Genomic DNA, 21863 nt, shown 5'->3' with positions numbered 1-21863 from the left:
TTGATTGAGGATCGTTTGTCGATGTATCAGACAAGACCGGCTTCGGCCGGTCTTTGTTCTTTTTTTATGTTGGAAAGACAGCGTTAGAAAACCGGGGAGATGATGAGAATGGACCGGAGTTTGCCAGCAGTACAGTTAAAAGGTATTACAAAGCGCTTCCCTGGGCTCGTTGCAAATGATTCCATAAATTTTGAATTGAAAAAAGGCGAAATTCATGCGCTTTTGGGTGAGAATGGCGCAGGCAAGTCGACGCTAATGAACATTTTATTCGGACTATATCAGCCGGATGAGGGTGAAATATGGATTAATGGCAATCAGACGGTTATTGAAGGCGCGTCGAAGGCTATTGATTTAGGCATCGGCATGGTGCATCAGCATTTCAAGCTGGTACAGCCTTTTACGGTTGCAGAAAATATTGTGCTTGGCAATGAACCTGTCAAAGGTATGAAAATCGATTATAAGCTTGCAAATGAGAAGGTTCGGGCTATTTCTGAACGTTATGGTCTGAAAGTAGATCCTCAGGCGCGGATTAAAGATATTACGGTAGGAACACAGCAGCGGGTCGAAATTCTGAAAACGTTGTATCGGGGCGCGGAAATCGTTATTTTCGACGAGCCGACTGCCGTTCTAACTGTACAGGAAATCGAAGAACTGATTGAGATTATTCGTAATCTTGCTGCGGAAGGCAAGTCCATTATTATCATTACGCATAAATTAAAAGAGGTTATGGCGCTCGCCGACTCCGTAACGGTCATTAGACGAGGCAAGGTTATTAAAACCGTAAGCACGGATGAGACAAACGAGCAGCAGCTTGCTGAGCTTATGGTTGGCAGGGACGTATCCTTCGAGGTCAAGAAGACGAAAAACGAGCCTGGCAAGGTCGTCCTCTCGGTTGAGGATCTGCAAATGAAAGGCGAGCATGGCAAAAATGCTTTGAACGGCACTAGCTTTACTATCCGTGCCGGGGAAATCGTCGGAATAGCCGGCGTTGACGGCAACGGCCAAAGCGAGCTTATCTATGCGATTACAGGAATGCGCAAACTTGATGGCGGCAGCGTGAAGCTGAATGGACGGGATATGACGAACCTTTCACCGCGCCAAATATCGGTTGCCGGCGTAGGCCACATTCCAGAGGATCGGCATAAGCATGGCTTGGTGCTTGATTTCTCCGTAAGCGAAAATATGATTTTGAATACTTATTTTGAGCCGGAGTTTGGCCGCTCGATGTTTATTGACTACGATGCGATGGACAAGCTGGCGGACAAGCTCGTAACCGAGTTTGACGTACGCTCGTCGGGCATTCATACGCATGCGCGAGCTCTCTCGGGAGGCAACCAGCAAAAAGCGATTATCGCTCGCGAGCTGCATAAGGATCCTGATCTGCTTATTGCTGTGCAGCCGACGCGCGGACTTGATATCGGTGCGATTGAATACGTGCATAAGCGGCTTGTGCAAGCCCGTAATGAAGGGAAAGCGATTTTGCTCGTATCCTTCGAGCTTGATGAGCTTTACGCTTTATCCGATCGCATTGCAGTTATGTACGAAGGCAAGCTAATGGGCGAGGTTGATGCTGAGAATAGGGACGATCAACAGCTTGGTTTGATGATGGCTGGCAATAAGTCGGCTGTTGCTGCATCAGAGGGGAGAGGATAGCGTATATGGAAACTTTGAAAAAAATATTTAATAAAACATCTATCCTTATTCCCGGTGTAGCGATCATACTCGGGTTATTGATTGGCGCTATTGCAATGGTGGCTGGAGGCTACAATCCAATTCTGGCTTACAGCTCATTGCTGGACAAGCTCTTCAGCACGCCTTACAACATGGGGGAAGCAGTTCGGGCGATTACGCCTTTGATCTTCACGGGTTTGGCGGTTTCATTTGCATTCCGTACCGGACTCTTCAATATCGGGGTTGAAGGACAATTTGTAATGGGTATGACGGGCGCGACGATTATCGGCGTGCTGCTCGACTTGCCTTGGTATATCCATGCTCCGCTCGCTATTATTACAGGAGCTGTATTTGGCGGACTTTGGGCGGCAATTGCTGGATACTTGAAAGCAAAACGCGGCGTCAATGAAGTTATTTCGTCGATTATGTTGAACTGGATCGCTTTGTTCCTGTCCAACTTTATTATCGCGAAGTTCCTAGTGGAGAAAGGCCAACAAAAATCGATGGCTGTTCATGAGTCGGCGATGGTGAAAATTGATTGGCTAATTAAACTGACGGACAACGCCCGCATGCACTGGGGTACGATCATCGCGCTTATCTGCATCGTTGTGTTTTACATCGTGCTTTGGCGCACGAAGCAGGGTTATGAGCTGCGCGCGGTTGGACATAATCCCGATGCGGCTTTGTATGCAGGCATGAACGTTAAATTAACGATGGTTAAATCCATGTTTATAAGCGGCGTATTTGCCGGTCTTGGCGGCGTGTTTGAAATTTTGGGCGTGTTCGGCAACCAGACGGTTATGGCCGCTTCGCCAGGATACGGATTCGATGGCATTGCGGTAGCATTGCTTGGCGGCAATACGCCAATCGGCGTTCTGCTTGGAGCCATTTTGTTCGGAGGTCTAAGCTACGGCTCGGCTGGTATGAGCTTTGGCGCAGGCGTTCCTCCAGAGGTTGTGCGCATCGTAATCGGCGCCGTTATTTTCTTCGTTGCTTCGCATGGACTAGTGAAGTGGTTCCTCAAGCCTTTTCTAAATAAACGTGCAAGCAAGCGGAAGGAGGCGGTGTAAAATGAACGTGGTCGATGTTATTGGGCAGCTTATTAATACAACACTCGTGTTCTCCACCGCTCTTATCTTTACAGCACTTGGAGGCATGTACTCCGAGCGCTCAGGTGTCGTCAACATAGGGCTAGAGGGCTTGATGGTATCCGGTGCATTCGCTGCGGCGGTTGCAACCGAATATGCGATCCAAGCCGGCCTTGGAAATGCTTCGCCTTGGATCGGTCTCGTAGCGGCAGCCATATATGGCGTTCTGGTCTCGCTTCTGCATGCCGTATCCACGATAACGTTCCGTGCCGATCAGACGGTTGTGGGTGTCGTGATTAACATTTTCTCGCTCGGCTTGTCGCTGTACCTAACCAAAAGCTTGTATGATGGTTCAGGACAAACGCCGCAGCTTGCAAACGTATTTCATAAATGGAAAATACCTTACTTATCCGATATACCGTTGCTTGGCAAAGCGATATTTACAGCTTATCCGACAACCTATATCGTCATTATTCTTGCCGTTGTCAGCTACTTCGTCCTTTTCCGTACGCCATTTGGCTTGCGCCTTCGCGCGGTAGGCGAGCATCCAAGCTCTGCGGACACTGTCGGCATCAGTGTTACAAAATATCGCTATATCGGCGTATTGCTTAGCGGAGCGCTTGCGGGTCTTGGCGGCGCGACGATTACGCTGACTACGACGAGCAGCTTTGCCCATAATACGATTTCGGGGCAAGGGTTTATCGCGCTGGCAGCCCTGATATTCGGCAAATGGAATCCGCTTGGCGTCGTTGGCGCTGCCATGTTCTTCGGCCTTGCACAGGCGCTGAGAAGTTTTGCGCAGCTGTTTGAATTCTCGAAGCAAATTCCGGTTGAGTTCTTCTACATGCTGCCTTACGTCTTGACGCTCGTTGTATTGGCAGGCGCTGTTGGACGCTCGAACGCGCCATCGGCACTTGGCCAGCCTTACGATCCTGCTAAACGGTAGCAGCCGATCTAAAAATGATGCTAGGGTCTCTATCCAATTATGGATAGAGACCCTTTTTTTATTTTTGGACGGCTATTTAAGTAGAACTTTGCTCATAGACAGCCCTTATATTAATTAATTTTAAATTGCTGCCCGAAAATGGCCTTTAATACATTGACAGTAGCATCTACCACGTGTAAATTAAATCTTAATCAAATGAATTTATCCCTTTTGGTTTAAACTATAGGCGAGCGACTTTCTAAGTTTGTGCATCAATTCACAAAGTTCAGCTTGCCGCATTACGGAATGGGCATTATCCCCCATCCCTCATAAGAGGAGAGGATCTACTGTGGAAGCACTGGCACTGGAACGCAAGGCGGAGCAAAACCGTGAGCTGCGTGAACGGTTGTTACAGTTGAAGAAAGAACGGAATGCTATCATTTTAGCCCATTATTATCAACGTGATGAAATTCAAGAGGTAGCTGATTTCCGCGGCGACTCCTTCCTGCTTGCGCAGAAAGCTGCCCAAACGGATGCCGATGTAATCGTATTCTGCGGCGTTCACTTTATGGGTGAGAGCGCTAAGATTTTGGCACCGAACAAGACCGTAATCATTCCTGATGAGCGTGCCGGCTGCCCGATGGCAGACATGGTAAGCGTAGATGGCTTGCGCAAGCTGAAAGCGCAGCATCCGAATGCAAAAGTCGTTACTTACATCAACTCGTCTGCGGAAATCAAAGCGGAGACTGACATTTGCTGTACGTCGGCGAATGCGGTTAAGGTTGTTAATTCGGTTGAGGGCGACGAAGTCATCTGGGTACCGGACAAAAACCTTGGTCACTATGTGCAGCAGAACACCGATAAGAAAATGATTATCTGGGAAGGCTACTGCAACACGCATGACATGCTAACAGTGAAAGACGTAGAAGAAATGAAAGCGAAATATCCGAACGCACAGTTTGTTGTTCACCCGGAATGCCGTCCGGAAGTGGTTGAGCTTGGCGATTTTGTAGGCAGTACAACCGCCATCATTAAATATTGCAAAGAATCGGATTGCCAAGAGTTTATCGTAGGGACAGAGGACGGTACAGGTTATCAGCTTCGTCTGGACAGCCCAGGCAAGACATTCCATTTTGCATCTAAATATTTGGTTTGCCCGAACATGAAGGTCAACAATTTGAAGAAGCTCGTGAAAAGCTTAGAGACGATGCAGCCTCAAATCTATGTGCCGCCGCATGTTGCGGATCAAGCTCGTTTGTCCTTGGAGCGCATGCTACTCGTGAAGTAGTATGCGCTACTCCTATGTTTGAAATATAAGAACTTATTTGTTCTAATTCTATGATTATGCTTATATTTCACCACGAAACGAAAGCAAAACGAAGCCAAAGGTCGGCTTTTGCCGTTTACGCTTGGAGGAGCCATAATGATTCCTAGATATTTAGTCGATGTGCAGTTGAGTGAGCTGCCTGTTATTGAAAAAGACGTCATTGTTATCGGGGCCGGCATTGCCGGTCTTTTTACCGCTATACGGGCAAGCGAAAATAATTCCGTTCTTATGATTACGAAGAAATCGCTGCTAGACAGCAACACTCGCTATGCGCAGGGCGGTATCGCTGCCGTTATTTCGGACGAGGATTCGCCTGCCTATCATAGACAGGATACGCTTATTGCAGGCGCTGGTTTGTGTTCGAATGAGGCGGTTGATGTACTTGTGCATGAGGGACCGAAGGGTGTTCGCAGCCTGATCCAGATGGGAACGCAGTTCGATTTGGAAAATGGCGAGTTTGCTCTCACGAAGGAAGGCGCGCATAGCCAGCGGCGTATTTTGCATGCCAATGGGGACGCGACTGGCTTTGAGATCGTTAGAGCGCTATCGGAAACCGCTGTCGCTAATCCGAAAATCGAAGTGTGGGACGACCACTTTGTCATCGATCTCGTGACTCAGGATGGGGAATGCTGCGGCGCAATCGTGCAGAAGCCTAGCGGACAACGCTTGTTCGTCAAAGGAAAAGCGGTCATCTTGAGCTCTGGCGGAGCAGGACAGCTCTATCGCTATACAACCAATCCCGAAGTGGCAACAGGTGACGGTATTGCGATGGCTTACCGTGCAGGCGCATACATACAGGACGTGGAGTTTATTCAATTCCATCCGACTTCGTTATGCTATCCGGGCGCTCCGAGATTTCTCATTTCGGAGGCCGTGCGCGGAGAAGGGGCGTATCTTCGCAATATTAAAGGAGAGCGCTTCATGGAACGCTACCATGAGCAGCTGGAGCTTGCGCCTAGGGACGTTGTAGCAAGGGCGATCGTCAGCGAGATGGAAGAGACGAAATCGACGTTTGTTTATATCGATATTACGCATGAATCAGCGGAAATGGTAAAGCATCGTTTTCCTACTATATATGAATACTGTTTGAGATATGGTCTCGATTTGACGTCCGACTGGATTCCGGTTGCGCCTGCCATGCATTATATGATGGGAGGAGTGAAAACCGACCTAAATGGGGAAACGAACATTAAGCGTTTGTTCGCATGCGGCGAGGTATCATCCACCGGTGTCCATGGCGCTAATCGACTGGCAAGCAATTCGCTTTCCGAGGCGATCGTATTCGGCAGAAGAATCGTGAAACGAATTAATGAGCTGTCAGGCAGTACGATTACGCCTGTTATTGAGAATGAAACAGAACGAAGCAGCACATCGATTCAGGCTGTAGTGGAAAGACGGCTTAAGCTGCAAAAAATTATGGTGCGTTATGCTGGCTTGCGCCGTGATGCAAAGGGGCTTGAGAAGGGTCTTGAGGAATTGAAGCGTCAGCTGTCGATTTATCAATCGGTTCTAACCGAGCGTGAAGAGTACGAGTTTGCTAATTTGTTAACCTGTGCGATGCTGACCACGGAAGCGGCGCTTTCGCGGGAGGAAAGCCGTGGAGCGCATTATCGGGAAGACTTCCCGGCACGCGACGATGTGTCATGGAGAAAGCATACGGTGTTGCACCGTCTATATGGACTGACGGAGGAGCGGATAGAAGATGTATGAATGGACGGCAGGCGGATATGATGCTGCAGTGCGCGAGCAAATTCGCGGCTGGCTGGCAGAGGATTTGGGCAGCGGAGATATAACGACGGAGACCACGATTCCTAGGGAGTCGAAGTCAAAGGCCGTTATTCACGTGAAGGAAAGCGGCATTATTGCAGGGCTTCCCATCGCTAAGCTTGTATTTGAGGTTGTAGATTCGTCGCTTGTGTTCGAGCAGAAGGTACAGGACGGCGACTATGTAGATAAAGGTACGGTAATTGCAATCGTAGAGGGCAGTACACATAGCTTGCTTATAGGCGAGCGTCTTGCGCTTAACCTGATGCAGAGACTATCGGGCATTGCTACTAAGACACGCGCTTTCGTAGATGCGCTTGAGGGGCTTCCGGTCCGGCTTGTGGATACACGCAAAACAACGCCTGGCCACCGAATGCTGGAGAAGTATGCCGTGCGCGTTGGCGGTGGAGCGAACCACCGGTTTGGGCTGTACGATGCGGTTATGATCAAAGACAATCATATTAAAGGCTCTGGCGGCATTCGCGCGGCGGTTGAAGCAGCACGCCGCAAAATTCCGCATACGATGAAAATTGAAGTGGAGACGGAGTCGCTTGAACAGGTTGATGAAGCGCTGGCATGCGGCGCAGACATTATCATGCTCGACAATATGGCCCCTGATCGGATGAGAGAAGCGGTCGCTCGAATCAAGGGAGCTTCGCCTCATGTTATCGTAGAAGCATCAGGCGGCGTTTCATTAGAAACCATAAATCGTATTGCGGCATGTGGAGTTGACGTTATTTCCGTAGGCGGACTGACTTACTCCTTCAACGCGCTGGATATTAGCTTGGATTTGAATGCGAAGAAGGGTGGGGAACCGCTTTGATCCTCGTCATTGATGTCGGGAATACGAACATTGTGCTCGGCGTATACAAAGGGAAAGAACTTTTGCACCACTGGCGGCTTAGCACGAATCGTTCGGCGACAGTAGATGAGTACGGCATTAACATTCACAATCTGTTTCATTACGCAGGCGTGAAGCTGGAGCAGATAAACGGTGTCATTATTTCATCGGTGGTGCCTCCTCTAATGCGGACGTTAGAGCAGCTATGCTTAAAATATTTGCGCAAAACACCGCTTGTCGTAGGGCCTGGCGTAAAAACAGGATTAAACATCCGCTATGAAAATCCGCGTGAAGTCGGAGCCGACCGCATCGTGAATTCCGTAGCGGGCATCGTCAAATACGGATCACCCCTTATTGTCGTCGATTTTGGAACGGCTACGACATTTGATTATATCGATGAAGGCGGCAATTATTTAGGCGGGGCTATTGTTCCGGGAATCGGCATTTCGACCGAGGCGCTGTATCAGCGTGCCGCGAAGCTGCCGCGCATTGAGCTGGTAAGGCCAAAGAGCGTAATTGGGCGCAATCCGGTAACGTCGATGCAGGCTGGCATTATTTTCGGTTATGCTGGACAAGTAGATGGAATCGTAAAACGCATTCGTAACGAGTTTTGCGTCAATCCGCGCGTTATTGCGACCGGGGGCCTAGCCGAGTTAATCGCTGCAGAATCGGAAACGATAGAAGAGGTTGATCCGCTTCTGACACTCGAAGGCTTAAGAATTATATATGAACGCAATCAGGAGGGATTATGATGGAAAATCAGCTGAAGGACGTGTTGGTGCGAGGGACGGCATGGGGCGGAAAAATTCGAGTGTTCGCGGCTCGCACGACTCTGCTTGTAGAGGAACTTCGCCAGCGGCATGGCACGTTCCCAACTGCTACGGCAGCACTGGGCCGCACCTTGACAGCCGGAGCCATCATGGGCGCCATGCTGAAAGGGCAAGAGAAGCTGACCATCCAAGTGAAGGGCGATGGCCCAATCGGTCAAATCGTCGTGGATGCGAATGCAGACGGAGAGCTGCGCGGATACGTTGATCACCCGCAGGTTCATTTGCCGAGCAATGCGCATGGCAAGCTGGATGTTGCCGGTGCGGTCGGACGCAGCGGGCATCTTCATATTACGAAGGACTTAGGAATGAAGGAGCCTTATCGGGGAAGCATTCCGATAGTCTCCGGCGAGCTTGGCGAGGATTTCACGTATTACTTCGCGGTTTCGGAGCAGACGCCATCTGCGGTTGGACTCGGCGTATTGGTGGATACGGACAATTCGGTGCTGCATGCAGGCGGATTTATCGTACAGCTTATGCCAGGATTAACGGATGAGGAAATTACACGGCTGGAGCAAGCGGTAGGCGCGATGCCTCCCGTTACGACTTTGCTGGATCAAGGCGAGACGCCTGAGAATATGCTTGCCCGTATTGTTGGCGAAAGCGGAGATCTTCAGATTCACGATACGATGGACTTGAAATTCCAATGCTTCTGTTCCGCGGAACGCGTAGAGCAAACGCTTCTCAGTTTGGGCGAAAATGAGCTGAAACAAATTATTGAAGAAGACGGAAAAGCGGAAGTCGTTTGCCAATTTTGCAACGAAGCGTATACATTTGAGCGGGCGCAGCTAGAGCTGCTGCTTGATCAAGCGAAACCGAAGCCGATCCAATAATCGGAGGCATTAGGGTAATGAAGAAATACGAGGTGCTGAGGGCCGTTGTCATCCTTCAAGCCGTATGTATGGTGGTGTTAACGGTTGTTGTGGTAGTGAAGGTGTGGCCGGGGAACGATCGACTGCCAGGCACTAACCCGCCAACGAATGTAGGCAGCGAAGAGGAGACCGGAGAACCGGCCAAACCTGGCCATACCCCGAGCGTTGATCCTTCGCAGCAAGCGGACAAGCAGCGGATTATTGCTAAGGTGGGCACGGAAGAGATCACGTTAGCCGATCTGGAGAAAGAGCTCCATAAGCAGTATGGGGATGCTGTTCTGCGTACATTAATGCTTCACAAAGCGATTGATTTGGAGGCGGCAGCTTCCGAGCTGTCCGTATCGGCTGAAGAGCAAAGCCGTGAGCTTGAGAAAATGATCGAAGGCTACGATAGCGAGGCTCGCTTCTATGAAGTCATGCTGGAGCAGGTTGGCATGACGAAAGAACAGGTGCTGGAAGATCTGCGTTACCGATTGCTCATGGAGAAAATCGTCGTTCGCAGCATTAATGTTAGCGATGAAGAGGTTGACCGTTATATTGCCGACCACCCGGAGGAGTTCGCTGCGCGAATACAGCTGCATCTGCAATGGATTTTGACGGAAACGTCGAAGGAAGCGAACTCTGTACTTAGGCTGCTGACTGACGGTGAGGATTTTAGCACGTTGGCACGGAACTACTCGATTGACTCCTTCACAGCAGATTCAGGCGGAGACTTGGGCTTGATTGATGAAGATGACCCTTTCTACAACCGCGAGATGCTGGATACAGCCAGCAGGCTGCAAGTAGCCGAAATGGCTGGTCCCATTAAGGTTGACGGGGGTTATGCGGTTATTCGGCTCATCGAACGCCAGACGACAACAAAAATGACGGGGCGCAGGCTGCAAGATACGGTTCGCAAGCAGCTGGCACTTGAACGCGCCGACTCGATGACGGATCTTGAAGACAGGCTGCTGGATAAATACGATGCTGAGCAAACAGGAAAAACAGAATAGCATCGATTAGAGTATCGTTTTCAGTGGAGTGAGAAAGTCACTATTGACAACGGATGCAAGACATTGTTAAGATGGAATTAGTGAAAAAACCAACTGAATTAGTCGGAATAAGGAGGCAGTTATTTCCATGGCCAAAATTGTGCAAAGCGTTCTAGATCTTATCGGTGATACTCCGCTTGTTCGTTTGAACCGTCTCGTACCTGAAGGCAGCGCAGAAGTTTATGTAAAGCTTGAATACCAAAACCCAGGTGCAAGCGTAAAAGACCGTATCGCAATCAGCATGGTTGAGGTAGCGGAGCAAGAAGGAATTATTAAACCAGGCGATACGATTATTGAGCCTACAAGCGGCAACACAGGAATCGGACTAGCGCTAGTAGCAGCAGCTAAAGGCTACAAGGCGATTCTTGTAATGCCTGAAACCATGAGCGTTGAGCGTCGCAACCTGCTTCGTGCTTACGGGGCTGAACTCGTATTGACGCCAGGATCTGAAGGTATGAACGGTGCGGTTCGCAAAGCGGAAGAGCTTGCAGCTGAGAACCCTAACTACTTCCTGCCGCAACAATTCAAAAACCAAGCAAACGTGAAGATCCACCGTGAAACGACTGGCCCAGAAATCGTTGAGGCGATCAACTCCCTTGACGGCAAATTGGATGCATTCGTTGCAGGTATCGGTACAGGCGGTACAATTACAGGTACTGGCGAAGTGCTTAAGAAAAACTTCGACGGCATCAAAATCTACGCAGTTGAGCCTGCGGCTTCGCCGATTCTATCTGGCGGCAAACCAGGCGCTCACAAAATTCAAGGTATCGGCGCTAACTTCGTACCTGACATTTTGAACCGCGAGGTATATGACGCTGTTATTACGATTGAGAACGAAGATGCGTTTGAATATGCTCGTCGCGCAGCGAAAGAAGAAGGCATCCTTTGCGGCATTTCTTCCGGTGCAGCGATTTATGCGGCATTGCAAGTTGCGAAGGAGCTTGGCGCTGGCAAACGTGTAGTTGCTATCGTTCCGAGCAACGGCGAACGTTACCTTTCGACTCCATTGTTCAACTTCGAAAACTGATTTTTATTGCCTATACAAGAGGGCCTTTCATTCCCCGGAATGGAAGGCTTTCTTTTTAGTTAGCTATTCTGTATACTGAGCAAAATAAGTCAAGTTATCGGGGGTTGAAGGTGATGGTCACCGCAATGGAGCAGTGGAATCGGTGGCACGCCGAACGTAAATATACGACGCTGCCGCTACTAAAGGAACTGCCATTTGAGCTAGAGATTCGGGCGGGCGTTACTTCATGGGAAGAGGTGTGGCAGGACGCCTCGCCTTATGCTTTTGTACTAGAGAGCGGCAAGGACGGACGTTATACGTATTTGGGGCTGCATCCGGATGGCGTGATACGCGGCAAAGGCATGTCTGCGGAGTCGGTGCAGTTTCATTCGGTCGAAGAGCAGAGCAAGCGCCGGTGGGAAGGGAAACCTCTAGACGTTGTGAGGGAGTGGATGAGCGGCCAGCTTGGTCCAAGGCTTGAGGATGGCCCTAAGTGGCTTGGCGGCTGCGTTGGATTTTGGGGTTATGATATCATACGCTCCATTGAGCGATTGCCTGTTATAGCTGAGGATGATCGGAATATTCCGGATTATTTATTTATGCAGCTGAATGAGCTATGGGTGATTGACCATGTGCAATCGAAGGTGTTTTGCGTTGTGCATACGAAGGTTGATCTGGACACGGATCATGACGAACTTAGCTCTGCCTATGAGCGTGCTTTATCCAGAGCGGAAGGGATGACCGATTACTGGTTAACCTGGTTTGACGAAGAACGCGCCAAGGAGAAGGCAGCGGCCCTTCGCGGTCAGCGGCAGCAACTGCTGGAAGACGATAGGCTGCAAATCGACGTCGCTTCTGTCAGCGGCATTACCTCTCCTTTTTCGAAGGAAGCTTATATGGAGGCCGTTCGGAGCATACAGGCATATATCGAGCAAGGCGACGTATTTCAAGTGAATCTTTCGGTGCGGCAAAGCAAGGCGATTGCGGCTTCGCCAGAAGAGCTGTATGAATGGCTAAGGCTCGTTAATCCGTCTCCCTATATGGGCTTTCTGCGTTGTCCCGACTTCCAGCTAGTATCGGCATCGCCGGAGCTGCTCGTCGAGCTGCGCGAGAGCAAGCTTGCCACAAGGCCCATTGCGGGAACCAGGAGGCGGGGGCGCACGGAAGAGGAAGATCTTCGCCTAGCAGACGAGCTTCTCTCGAACGAGAAGGAGCGGGCCGAGCATATTATGCTGGTTGATCTGGAGCGGAATGATCTTGGACGGATTTCAGCCTACGGCTCCGTACAAGTAGAAGAGCTCATGGTTATCGAATATTATTCGCATGTCATGCATCTTGTTTCACAAGTAAACGGACAACTAGCAAGCGGCAAGGATGCTTACGATGTCATTTCGGCTACCTTCCCGGGAGGGACGATTACAGGCGCTCCAAAAATTCGCACGATGGAAATTATTGAAGAGCTTGAGCCGACGCGCAGAGGTCCCTATACAGGTTCGCTTGGATGGATTGACTATAACGGGGATATGGAATTTAATATAATTATCAGAACAATTGCGCTGCAGGACGGGATTGCTCATATTCAAACCGGAGCAGGTATCGTTATCGATTCCGATCCGGAGCGAGAATATAAGGAATCGTTGAACAAGGCGAAGGCATTATGGAAGGCCATTCAATATAGCGAACGGTTTGCCGCGCACGGACAAGCAGCAGAACCGGATAGAGGAGGAGCGTTAACATGATACTGGTAATCGATAATTATGATTCTTTCACTTACAATTTGGTTCAATATTTAGGTGAGCTCGGGGAAGAAATTATAGTCAAACGCAATGACGAGATTGATTTGGCAGGAATTGAAGCGCTGGCTCCTGATCATATTTTGATATCGCCAGGTCCTTGCTCGCCGAATGAAGCAGGCATCAGCCTGTCGCTGATCGAGCATTTTAAAGGGAAAACTCCGATTTTCGGCGTTTGTCTAGGCCATCAGGCAATCGGACAAGCCTTTGGAGGCGAGGTTGTACGCGCAGAGAAGCTGATGCATGGCAAAACGTCCGCTATTCATCATAATGGAACGTCGGTTTTTGCTGGTTTGCCTTCGCCATTTACCGCTACACGCTACCACTCTCTCATCGTGCGCCGCGAAACGCTGCCGGATTGCTTGGAGATTACAGCAGAGACGGATGAAGGCGAAATTATGGGTCTGCGTCACAAGGAATATGCGATTGAAGGGGTACAATTCCACCCGGAATCCATTATAACGGAGCATGGTCTGACGATGCTGCGTAATTTCTTGCAAAATCGGAGCGCCGCGGTACGATGAAAGTCGGACTGAACGGCTCCGTTATGGAAGCGAGCGAAGCCGTGATCTCAGTATATGATCACGGTTTTTTGTACGGGATGGGCTTGTTCGAGACCTTTCGCACCTATGAGGGGAAACCTTATTTATTGGACAGGCATATGAGGCGATTGCAGTCGGGCTGCGAGCAGCTTGGCATTCGGTATCACGCCGATGCTGGGCAAGTCAGGAAGCTGGTGAGCGAGCTGCTGGAAGCGAACGGCCTTACGGACGGTTATGTACGAATGACGGTCAGCGCTGGTGAGGCTGAGCTTGGCTTGCCGACAGGCGATTACGAGCAGCCTAATATGTTCATGCTGGTAAAGGCCTTGCCGACTGTTAATGATGCGGTTCATATGCGCGGACGGGAGCTGCGCCTTATGCAGACTAGACGGAATACGCCGGAGGGCGATGTCCGCTTCAAATCTCTCCATTATATGAACAATATTATTGCGAAGCGCGAGCTGCTCGCTGGCGATGCCTCTGCAGGCGCTGAGGGGCTTATGCTTAGCCGCGAGGGCTGGCTTGCCGAAGGTATTGTCAGCAATTTGTTTTTTGCGAAGGATGGCATCGTCTATACGCCTGACCTAACTACCGGCATATTGCCGGGTATTACGCGCGAGCGGGTGCTTGAGCTGGCGCGGAGCGCGGGTTACAGTGCGGAGGAAGGGCTTTATAGCTGGGAGCGGCTGCATGCGGCCGATGAAATTTGGCTTACCAATTCAATTCAGGAGCTTGTTCCTGTGACGAGGATATCGGACTCGAGCGGTTGGAGCGCGGTTATTGGGAATGGTGAAGCGGGAATCGTGACAAGAGCTTTGTTGTCGTTGTACCGGCAATCAACACGAACCGATTAAGGTAAGATCAAGTAGTTATAGCAGCCGTTAGCTGTAGTTGAAAGAATAAGAAAAAGGGTGGGGGTCTTACCGTGGATCAGCAACCACATTTCTACAAAAGAACATACGAACTAGGCAGCGGAGTGAATCTGACGCTCGGCAGCCGCACATTAATTATGGGTATTCTCAATGCTACCCCTGATTCATTCTCCGATGGAGGGCGTTATACGAATGTAGATGCTGCTGTTGCCCATGCGAAAGCGATGGTCCAGGACGGCGCCGACATTCTCGATATCGGCGGCGAGTCGACGCGCCCCGGCTTTGAGCCGGTGGAGCTCGAAGAAGAGATTAGGCGCATAGTTCCCGTCATTCAGGCGGTGCGTGAAGCGCTGCCGCATATTCCGCTCTCGATTGATACGTACAAAGCGGAGACGGCGCGCGCGGCGCTTGAAGCTGGCGCCCACATCATCAATGACATCTGGGGTCTTAAGGGCGACCCCAATATGGCCGCCGTTGCGGCGGAGTATGGTTGCCCGGTTATTATCAACCATAATCGCCATGCCCGGGACTATAACGACCTCGTCCCGGATGTGCTCGCTGACCTGCAAAGCAGCGTCAGCATCGCTCATAATGCCGGCATCGCCGATGAGCTGATCTGGCTGGACCCCGGCATCGGCTTCGCCAAAACCCATGAGGACAACCTCGAGCTGCTCGGCCGCCTATCAGAGCTGCATGCGCTCGGTTACCCGGTGCTGCTTGGCACCTCGCGCAAAAGATTCATCAAGCAGACGCTGAATCTGCCTGTGGAAGAGCTTGCAGAGGGGACGGCTGCGACCGTCGTCCTCGGCATCGCGCATGGCTGCCAAATTATGCGCGTGCATGATGTGCGGCAAATCAAACGCGCCGCTCTGATGGCCGATGCGATCCTATACCGCAGCTAAGCCTGCTGCGGATGGCTTTTTTAAAATAATAGCTACGCTACATCGTTAGGAGAATGACTATAATGGATAGCATGACGATTAAAGGGATGAAGTTTTACGGCTATCATGGCGTGTTTCCCGAAGAGAACAAGCTGGGCCAGCAATATTACGTCGATATCGAGCTGCTGATGGATTTGGAGCAAGCGGGGTTGACGGATGATTTGAGCTTAACGGTCAATTATGCGGAAATCCACGCTCTTGCCAAAACAATCGTAGAAGGACCGCCTTTTAAACTGATCGAGGCTTTAACCGGTCACGTTGCATCGCGAGTACTGGAAGCTTATACTATGGTAAAAGAAGTTACAGTTCGAGTAACGAAGCCGCACCCGCCGTTCGACATCCATTTTGATGGAGTAACGGTAGAGATGCGCAGAAAGCGGGATGCTGATGGACGAACAATTCCCGCGTGACGGCGCTCCGGCTGACGCTTATATCGCATTAGGCTCCAATATGGGCAATCGCGAGCAATTGCTGCTTACGGCGATCGGTCTCATTGATGGCCATCCGGACATCGTGGTAAATAAAGTATCAGGCATGTATGAGACGGACCCGGTAGGATATACGGAGCAACCGCCTTTTCTCAATATGACACTAGCTGTGCGGACGACGCTTTCCCCGTTATCGCTGCTGAGGCAGCTGCTTGCTTTCGAGCAGCAATTAGGGAGAGTTCGACAAATACGTTGGGGACCGAGAACCATTGACCTCGATCTTCTCCTGTATGATAATGTCAGAATGGATCAAGAGGAACTGACATTGCCGCATCCGCGCATGATGGAGCGGCCGTTCGTATTAGTGCCGCTGCATGATGTTATGGATCAATCGCACCAGTTGCAAGCCGAGGTAGGTGCAGCGTCTGAGGCGGCGCTTCAGGATGGAAAGGAAGGCATCACGCTATGGAAAACAATCAATTGGCGCAGCGCGTCAGAGCCTTTCGAAAGCTGAAGGGCTATACTCAGCAGGAGCTGGCCAAGGTGCTTGGCGTATCAGTAGCGGTTCTCGGCTCATTGGAGCGAGGAACGAGAAAGACAGATCCAAAGCTGTTAAGTCACATAGCCAAAACGTTAGGAATCAGCTACGAGGAACTTATGTCTGACGATCGTCAGTGATGATGAAGCTAGAGATAGGAACAATAAACGGATAGAAGGGGAGCAAGGAGCGACATGCTGAAAATCGGTGACATCGAGATGAAGAACAGAGTAGTGCTAGCGCCGATGGCAGGCGTGAGCAACCCGGCTTTTCGATTGATTGCCAAGGAATTTGGAACAGGTCTTGTATGCGCGGAGACGGTAAGCGACAAGGCGATTTTGCACGGAAATAAGCGGATGCTGGAGATGCTTGTTCGTCGATGAGCGGGAAAAGCCGCTAAGTCTTCAAATTTTTGGCGGTGACCGTGAGTCGCTTGTTGAAGCGGCTAAAGTCGTCGATAAGCAGACGAATGCGGATATTATCGATATTAATATGGGCTGCCCGGTGCCGAAGGTAACGAAGTGCGATGCAGGGGCCCGCTGGCTGCTTGATCCGAACAAGATTTATGAAATGGTCTCAGCGGTTGTAGATGCGGTACAGAAGCCGGTAACGGTCAAAATGCGCATCGGCTGGGATGGTGAGCATATCTATGCGGTCGAGAATGCACGTGCTGTTGAGCGCGCAGGAGGCAAAGCCGTTAGCGTACATGGACGTACCCGCGAGCAGTTGTATACCGGCAAGGCTAATTGGGACATTATAAAGGATGTCAAAGAAGCGGTATCTATTCCCGTAATTGGGAATGGCGACGTCTTCTCTCCAGAGGATGCTAAGCGGCTTCTTGATCAAACAGGCTGCGACGGCGTTATGATCGGACGCGGAGCGCTCGGCAACCCTTGGATGCTGTATCGGACGATCCAATACTTGACCAATGGCGAGCTGCTTAGCGATCCGACGCCGCGCGAGAAAATGGAAGTAGCCATTTTGCATCTGGACCGGTTAGTGGCGCTGAAGAACGAAGCGGTTGCGGTACGGGAGATGCGCAAGCACCTTGCTTGGTACCTCAAGGGACTACCAGGCGGAGCTCGCGTGAAGGATGTCATCATGGAAGAGACCGGACGCGATCCGATGGTAGCCATTTTGGAAAACTACGTACGGACGCTTGAAGAGGAAGCCGAATTCCAACCGACAGGCGTTTCCGCAGGCGGAAGCGCAGCGGCTGCTGAAGAGGTTGTATACTAAGTTGCGAATCAATCGATTATGCATTTTCCCTTGTACGCCAACCTAACCGACACCTTTCGACAAAAGCCGCTACCAAGCGGCTTCTGCTACAATTGCAACAAATGAAACGGTTTCAATGGGTAGGCTGGCTTTGATTGACATTCAGGGTGACTTTGCAATATAATCGTGCAATATAATCAACGAACACATCAAGAGCGCCTCAAACATCAGTAGGTATGAGGAGCAAGAAGCGTAATATATTAGGTATCAGTGAATTCATACAAGGTATGAAAAATTAGTCACATGACAGGAGAATCGGAAAGATGAACGATAAGCAAATCATTCTGACTCAAGAAGGGCTGCGAAAGCTCGAAGATGAATTAGAGAACCTAAAGTCGGTCAAGCGTCGTGAAGTTGCGGAACGTATTAAAGTAGCAATCGGCTATGGTGATATAAGCGAAAACTCGGAGTACGAGGATGCTAAGAATGAACAAGCATTCATCGAAGGCCGTGTTCTTACCCTTGAGAAAATGCTGCGCAACGCGCGTATTATAAATAATGATGATATTGATATTGATACCGTGAGCATCGGCTCGATCGTAACGGTTGAAGATATGGAATATGGCGATACAATGGAATATTCCATTGTAGGTACAGCGGAAGCAGATCCTTTGCAAAACAAGATTTCGAACGAAAGCCCGGTTGGCAAAGCGATTTTGGGCAAGAAAAAAGGCACAGTCGTTGAAGTAAACGTACCAGTCGGCATCATCCAGTACAAAATTCTCGATATCAAAAAATAAGGTTTGCCATGTGCGGATCAGAAAGCTTCCTTGTGGGAAGCTTTTTGAACGTTTACAATAGAAGAACCTATTATTTAAGATTATGAGAGGCTTATCTTTTACTGCAGGGTTCTGGCGACAACCGCGTACGCCTGCCGAACGATCAAGGAGATGAAGAAGTGGAACATGAAAACAATGAGCAGGAGCTAAGTGAGCTCTTGCAAATTCGCAGAGACAAGTTGGATGAGCTGAGAGGGCTGGGAGTAGACCCGTTCGGCCGTAAATTCGAGCGCACTCATAATGCCAAAGATATTGTACAAGCTTATGAATCGCTCAGCAAAGAAGAACTTGAAGGACAAGCCGTTAAGGTGAGCATTGCAGGCCGTATTATGCAAAAGCGCGGAATGGGCAAAGCCGGCTTCGCTACGATTCAAGATTTGAGCGGCAGAGTTCAAATCTACGTGCGCAAAGACTCGGTCGAAGAGCATAAGTTCGCTGCTTTCGATTTGCTTGATATCGGCGATATCATCGGCGTACATGGCGTTGTATTCAAAACGAATACGGGCGAGGTATCGGTCAAAGCTCAGGATATCGAAGTGTTGACTAAATCTTTGCTTCCATTGCCTGATAAGTATCATGGCTTGAAGGATGTGGAGCTTCGCTACCGTCAGCGATACGTTGACCTTATCGTGAATCCAGACGTGCAGCAAACCTTTATTACCCGTTCAAAAATCATTCAATCGATGCGCCGCTACTTGGATTCCCGCGGTTATTTAGAAGTTGAAACGCCAACGCTGCATTCCATTGCAGGCGGCGCGGCAGCGCGTCCTTTCGAGACGCATCATAATGCGCTCGACATGCAGCTCTACATGCGTATTGCGATCGAGCTTCATTTGAAGCGGTTGATCGTAGGCGGCATGGAGAAGGTGTATGAGATTGGCCGCGTGTATCGTAACGAAGGCATTTCGACTCGCCACAACCCGGAATTTACCATGATTGAATTGTACGAGGCTTACGCCGATTACAAGGATATTATGGCTCTAACCGAAAATGTGATCGCGCATATCGCGCAAGAGGTTCTCGGTACAACCAAAATTACTTATCAAGGTCAAGAGATTGATCTGACTCCGCAATGGCGTCGCGTCTCCATGGTTGAGCTTGTCAAAGAAACGACGGGCGTTGATTTTGGCGTGGAGATGAGCGATGAGGAAGCACATCGCCTGGCGAAAGAGCATAAGGTAGCCGTTGATCCGCATATGACATTTGGCCATATCCTTAACGCTTTCTTCGAGCAGTTCGGCGAGCACACGCTCATTCAGCCGACGTTCGTAACCGGACATCCGGTTGCGATTTCACCGCTTGCGAAGAAGAACGAAGAGGATCCGCGTTTCACGGATCGTTTCGAGCTCTTTATTGTAGCGCGCGAGCATGCGAATGCATTTACGGAGCTGAACGATCCAATCGATCAACGCGAGCGGTTCGAATCACAGCTTGTGGAGCGTGAGCACGGCAACGATGAAGCGCATGAGATGGATGAAGACTTCATCCGCGCTCTAGAATACGGCATGCCGCCAACCGGCGGACTAGGAATCGGTATCGATCGTTTGATCATGCTGCTAACCGATGCGCCGTCGATCCGCGACGTACTGTTGTTCCCTCATATGAGAGATCAACGCTCTGCAGAGTAACGATTAAAATAGCAGAACCGCTTGGCACTGGCTGCCGGCGGTTCTTTTTATTTTCATCTGTCGAGCATTTGCAGCAGCAATCGTGAAATAACTACCAATTTCTTCTTTATAAGATGGCGAAATCTATTGATTTGCTAGAATCATATGGTAAGATGGATCTAATAAAGCGATACACGATAAACGGCAAACCTATCGAAAGGTAGGGACGCAAAGCTAAAGGGCCTTCCGGAAGATGGCAGCCAGCTACCGAATGGATGGGCTTTTTTTGTTTGTATAGGGACATGCGCTCAGCATGCAGCTTCACACGATAACGGCAAACCTATCGAAAGGTAGGGACGCAAAGCTAAAGGGCCTTCCGAAAGATGGCAGCCAGCTACCGAAGGGAGTTACGTTCATGCGTAAACTATTTTTAGCAATCGCAGCTTTTGTGCTTTTTGCATCCATTAATGTCTCTGTGGCACAAGCAAGCGAAGCGAATGCATCTGCTTGGCTGAATACGAGCAATTTGGATAACGGTGTTGTCTCCATCCAATATGCCGTAAATGCTAAAGTGAAAACGAAGCTTATGATTGTAAAAGGCCAAACGAACTATACATACAACCTCACTAGCGGGAAAACAGCCGAAAGCTTCCCATTGCAGCTTGGCAATGGTGAATATACGATTTCATTGCTTGAGAACACAACGGGCAATAAGTACAAACTAATAAATAAAGAGACAGTAACTCTTAGCTTAAAGGACAGCAACTCCGTTTACTTGAACTCCATCCAAAACATAGATTGGACAAGCTCAAGCAGTGCAGTTGCCAAAGCAAAGGAATTAACAAAAAATAAGAAGACAGACGCCGAGAAAGTAAAAGCGGTTTATGACTACATCATTACTAACATTAACTACGACAATCAACTTGCTGCTAACTTGTCGGTTGATTACCTTCCTAATATCGATCGTACTTTAAAATCAAAAAAAGACATTTGCTACGGTTACGCTTCTCTGTTCGCAGGAATGCTGAGGAGCTTGGATATTCCAACCAAACTAGTGATGGGACAATCCACATATGTAGATGTATACCACGCATGGAATGAAGTTTACATGGGTGGCAAATGGGTACTAATCGATACGACAGTCGATGCTGGCTTGAACAAGGGCAATAAGAAGTTCGAGCTAATCAAAGACGCAGCCAAGTACACAGCTGCAAAGCAGTACTAAATAACGGAGTAAATAACGAGCTAGCGCTTAGTTGCGAAGCTCGTTTTCTTATGTTTGGGCTCGGTAAAATCATCTGCATAAACGTAACTACTATATAGAAGAAAGATGCTGTAATTGGTGCCTTTAAAAAAGATTTAACTTTTATTAAAAAAGTACTTGCATTCGTATAGGCACACGTGATATATTATCTAGGTCGCCAACGAGACACACGGTCGACAAGAGAGAAAAGATTGCTCTTTGAAAACTGAACAACGAGTGAAACTGCCTCGCAAATCCTTCGGGATTTAGCGAAAAAGCGATATAAAAGTAATGAGCATTTCAAACACCAATTTGGAGAGTTTGATCCTGGCTCAGGACGAACGCTGGCGGCGTGCCTAATACATGCAAGTCGAGCGGATCTTGTCCTTCGGGATAAGATTAGCGGCGGACGGGTGAGTAACACGTGGGTAACCTGCCTGTAAGACTGGGATAACATTCGGAAACGAATGCTAATACCGGATACGCGATA

Annotated in this window: 20 protein-coding genes, 1 pseudogene and 2 riboswitches; all 21 genes and pseudogenes read left to right on the top strand. The window is 49.5% G+C overall.

Translation table 11 applies throughout. From position 1 onward, the window contains the following. Positions 1-108 precede the first annotated feature (108 nt). The 21 genes and pseudogenes from ADU23_RS08565 (at position 109) to ADU23_RS08465 (ending at position 21355) form a co-directional block, all read left to right on the top strand. On the top strand, positions 109-1653 hold the full coding sequence (locus tag ADU23_RS08565) for an ABC transporter ATP-binding protein (protein ID WP_053373348.1): 1545 nt from the start codon (positions 109-111) through the stop codon (positions 1651-1653). Between the two features lie 5 nt (positions 1654-1658). Beyond that, complete coding sequence (locus tag ADU23_RS08560; RefSeq protein ID WP_053373347.1) at positions 1659-2741, top strand: ABC transporter permease; 1083 nt, start codon at positions 1659-1661, stop codon at positions 2739-2741. A 1-nt stretch (position 2742) separates the two neighbouring features. After that, positions 2743-3705, top strand: coding sequence for an ABC transporter permease (locus ADU23_RS08555; protein ID WP_053373346.1), 963 nt, complete (start codon positions 2743-2745; stop codon positions 3703-3705). A 328-nt stretch (positions 3706-4033) separates the two neighbouring features. Beyond that, the gene (gene nadA / locus ADU23_RS08550) at positions 4034-4972 is read left to right on the top strand and encodes a quinolinate synthase NadA (RefSeq protein ID WP_053373345.1); all 939 of its coding nucleotides are present in this window, start codon (positions 4034-4036) and stop codon (positions 4970-4972) included. 135 nt (positions 4973-5107) lie between these two features. Then, on the top strand, positions 5108-6721 hold the full coding sequence (gene nadB, locus ADU23_RS08545) for an L-aspartate oxidase (RefSeq protein ID WP_053373344.1): 1614 nt from the start codon (positions 5108-5110) through the stop codon (positions 6719-6721). Further along, entirely contained in the window at positions 6714-7598 is an 885-nt protein-coding gene (gene nadC / locus ADU23_RS08540) for a carboxylating nicotinate-nucleotide diphosphorylase (protein WP_053373343.1), read from the top strand. The genes nadB and nadC overlap by 8 nt, the downstream gene beginning before the upstream one ends. Beyond that, positions 7595-8368 carry a type III pantothenate kinase gene (locus ADU23_RS08535; RefSeq protein WP_053373342.1) on the top strand — a complete coding sequence of 258 codons (774 nt, stop codon included), beginning with the start codon at positions 7595-7597 and terminating at the stop codon, positions 8366-8368. The genes nadC and ADU23_RS08535 overlap by 4 nt, the downstream gene beginning before the upstream one ends. Further along, the gene (gene hslO / locus ADU23_RS08530) at positions 8368-9276 is read left to right on the top strand and encodes an Hsp33 family molecular chaperone HslO (RefSeq protein ID WP_053373341.1); all 909 of its coding nucleotides are present in this window, start codon (positions 8368-8370) and stop codon (positions 9274-9276) included. Before ADU23_RS08535 ends, hslO begins: the two co-directional genes overlap by 1 nt. 17 nt (positions 9277-9293) lie before the next feature. After that, positions 9294-10307, top strand: coding sequence for a peptidylprolyl isomerase (locus ADU23_RS08525; protein ID WP_053373340.1), 1014 nt, complete (start codon positions 9294-9296; stop codon positions 10305-10307). 127 nt (positions 10308-10434) lie between these two features. After that, positions 10435-11373 (top strand): cysteine synthase A, encoded by a 939-nt coding sequence (gene cysK / locus ADU23_RS08520; RefSeq protein WP_053373339.1) that lies wholly within the window; start codon positions 10435-10437, stop codon positions 11371-11373. A 113-nt stretch (positions 11374-11486) separates the two neighbouring features. Then, positions 11487-13091: an anthranilate synthase component I family protein gene (locus ADU23_RS08515; protein ID WP_141680274.1), complete on the top strand. Its 1605-nt coding sequence runs from the start codon at positions 11487-11489 to the stop codon at positions 13089-13091. Continuing rightward, positions 13088-13669 carry an aminodeoxychorismate/anthranilate synthase component II gene (gene pabA / locus ADU23_RS08510; RefSeq protein ID WP_053373337.1) on the top strand — a complete coding sequence of 194 codons (582 nt, stop codon included), beginning with the start codon at positions 13088-13090 and terminating at the stop codon, positions 13667-13669. Before ADU23_RS08515 ends, pabA begins: the two co-directional genes overlap by 4 nt. Beyond that, positions 13666-14541, top strand: coding sequence for an aminodeoxychorismate lyase (gene pabC / locus ADU23_RS08505; RefSeq protein ID WP_053373336.1), 876 nt, complete (start codon positions 13666-13668; stop codon positions 14539-14541). The genes pabA and pabC overlap by 4 nt, the downstream gene beginning before the upstream one ends. Positions 14542-14612: 71 nt before the next feature. Beyond that, complete coding sequence (gene folP, locus ADU23_RS08500; RefSeq protein ID WP_053373335.1) at positions 14613-15461, top strand: dihydropteroate synthase; 849 nt, start codon at positions 14613-14615, stop codon at positions 15459-15461. 62 nt (positions 15462-15523) lie between these two features. Next, positions 15524-15910, top strand: a complete 387-nt coding sequence (folB, locus tag ADU23_RS08495; protein ID WP_053373334.1) for a dihydroneopterin aldolase — start codon at positions 15524-15526, stop codon at positions 15908-15910. Then, on the top strand, positions 15888-16442 hold the full coding sequence (gene folK / locus ADU23_RS08490; protein ID WP_053373333.1) for a 2-amino-4-hydroxy-6-hydroxymethyldihydropteridine diphosphokinase: 555 nt from the start codon (positions 15888-15890) through the stop codon (positions 16440-16442). The genes folB and folK overlap by 23 nt, the downstream gene beginning before the upstream one ends. Next, positions 16394-16606 carry a helix-turn-helix domain-containing protein gene (locus ADU23_RS08485; protein ID WP_053373332.1) on the top strand — a complete coding sequence of 71 codons (213 nt, stop codon included), beginning with the start codon at positions 16394-16396 and terminating at the stop codon, positions 16604-16606. The genes folK and ADU23_RS08485 overlap by 49 nt, the downstream gene beginning before the upstream one ends. Positions 16607-16660: 54 nt before the next feature. Next, a pseudogene (dusB, locus tag ADU23_RS08480) lies at positions 16661-17705 on the top strand (tRNA dihydrouridine synthase DusB). Between the two features lie 302 nt (positions 17706-18007). Continuing rightward, positions 18008-18484, top strand: a complete 477-nt coding sequence (greA, locus tag ADU23_RS08475; RefSeq protein WP_053373331.1) for a transcription elongation factor GreA — start codon at positions 18008-18010, stop codon at positions 18482-18484. 158 nt (positions 18485-18642) lie between these two features. Continuing rightward, entirely contained in the window at positions 18643-20151 is a 1509-nt protein-coding gene (gene lysS, locus ADU23_RS08470; protein WP_231637343.1) for a lysine--tRNA ligase, read from the top strand. A gap of 172 nt (positions 20152-20323) precedes the next feature. Continuing rightward, positions 20324-20402, top strand: a riboswitch (cyclic di-GMP riboswitch). A 51-nt stretch (positions 20403-20453) separates the two neighbouring features. Continuing rightward, positions 20454-20532: riboswitch (cyclic di-GMP riboswitch) on the top strand. A gap of 13 nt (positions 20533-20545) precedes the next feature. After that, on the top strand, positions 20546-21355 hold the full coding sequence (locus tag ADU23_RS08465; protein ID WP_053377541.1) for a transglutaminase-like domain-containing protein: 810 nt from the start codon (positions 20546-20548) through the stop codon (positions 21353-21355). The last annotated feature ends 508 nt before the right edge of the window (positions 21356-21863 follow it).

Origin of the sequence: Paenibacillus sp. FJAT-27812 (assembly GCF_001273905.1) — a bacterium.
Lineage (GTDB): Bacteria > Bacillota > Bacilli > Paenibacillales > Paenibacillaceae > Pristimantibacillus.
This window is presented reverse-complemented; position numbering and strand designations above follow the sequence as displayed.

What these genes read in the sequence shown, in the direction of transcription:
- ADU23_RS08565 (WP_053373348.1), top strand. Translation starts at nt 109, where the DNA reads ATGGACCGGAGTTTGCCAGCAGTACAGTTAAAAGGTATTACAAAGCGC.
- ADU23_RS08560 (WP_053373347.1), top strand. Translation starts at nt 1,659, where the DNA reads ATGGAAACTTTGAAAAAAATATTTAATAAAACATCTATCCTTATTCCC.
- ADU23_RS08555 (WP_053373346.1), top strand. Translation starts at nt 2,743, where the DNA reads ATGAACGTGGTCGATGTTATTGGGCAGCTTATTAATACAACACTCGTG.
- nadB (WP_053373344.1), top strand. Translation starts at nt 5,108, where the DNA reads ATGATTCCTAGATATTTAGTCGATGTGCAGTTGAGTGAGCTGCCTGTT.
- nadC (WP_053373343.1), top strand. Translation starts at nt 6,714, where the DNA reads ATGTATGAATGGACGGCAGGCGGATATGATGCTGCAGTGCGCGAGCAA.
- hslO (WP_053373341.1), top strand. Translation starts at nt 8,368, where the DNA reads ATGGAAAATCAGCTGAAGGACGTGTTGGTGCGAGGGACGGCATGGGGC.
- ADU23_RS08525 (WP_053373340.1), top strand. Translation starts at nt 9,294, where the DNA reads ATGAAGAAATACGAGGTGCTGAGGGCCGTTGTCATCCTTCAAGCCGTA.
- cysK (WP_053373339.1), top strand. Translation starts at nt 10,435, where the DNA reads ATGGCCAAAATTGTGCAAAGCGTTCTAGATCTTATCGGTGATACTCCG.
- ADU23_RS08515 (WP_141680274.1), top strand. Translation starts at nt 11,487, where the DNA reads ATGGTCACCGCAATGGAGCAGTGGAATCGGTGGCACGCCGAACGTAAA.
- pabA (WP_053373337.1), top strand. Translation starts at nt 13,088, where the DNA reads ATGATACTGGTAATCGATAATTATGATTCTTTCACTTACAATTTGGTT.
- pabC (WP_053373336.1), top strand. Translation starts at nt 13,666, where the DNA reads ATGAAAGTCGGACTGAACGGCTCCGTTATGGAAGCGAGCGAAGCCGTG.
- folB (WP_053373334.1), top strand. Translation starts at nt 15,524, where the DNA reads ATGGATAGCATGACGATTAAAGGGATGAAGTTTTACGGCTATCATGGC.
- folK (WP_053373333.1), top strand. Translation starts at nt 15,888, where the DNA reads ATGGACGAACAATTCCCGCGTGACGGCGCTCCGGCTGACGCTTATATC.
- ADU23_RS08485 (WP_053373332.1), top strand. Translation starts at nt 16,394, where the DNA reads ATGGAAAACAATCAATTGGCGCAGCGCGTCAGAGCCTTTCGAAAGCTG.
- greA (WP_053373331.1), top strand. Translation starts at nt 18,008, where the DNA reads ATGAACGATAAGCAAATCATTCTGACTCAAGAAGGGCTGCGAAAGCTC.
- ADU23_RS08465 (WP_053377541.1), top strand. Translation starts at nt 20,546, where the DNA reads ATGCGTAAACTATTTTTAGCAATCGCAGCTTTTGTGCTTTTTGCATCC.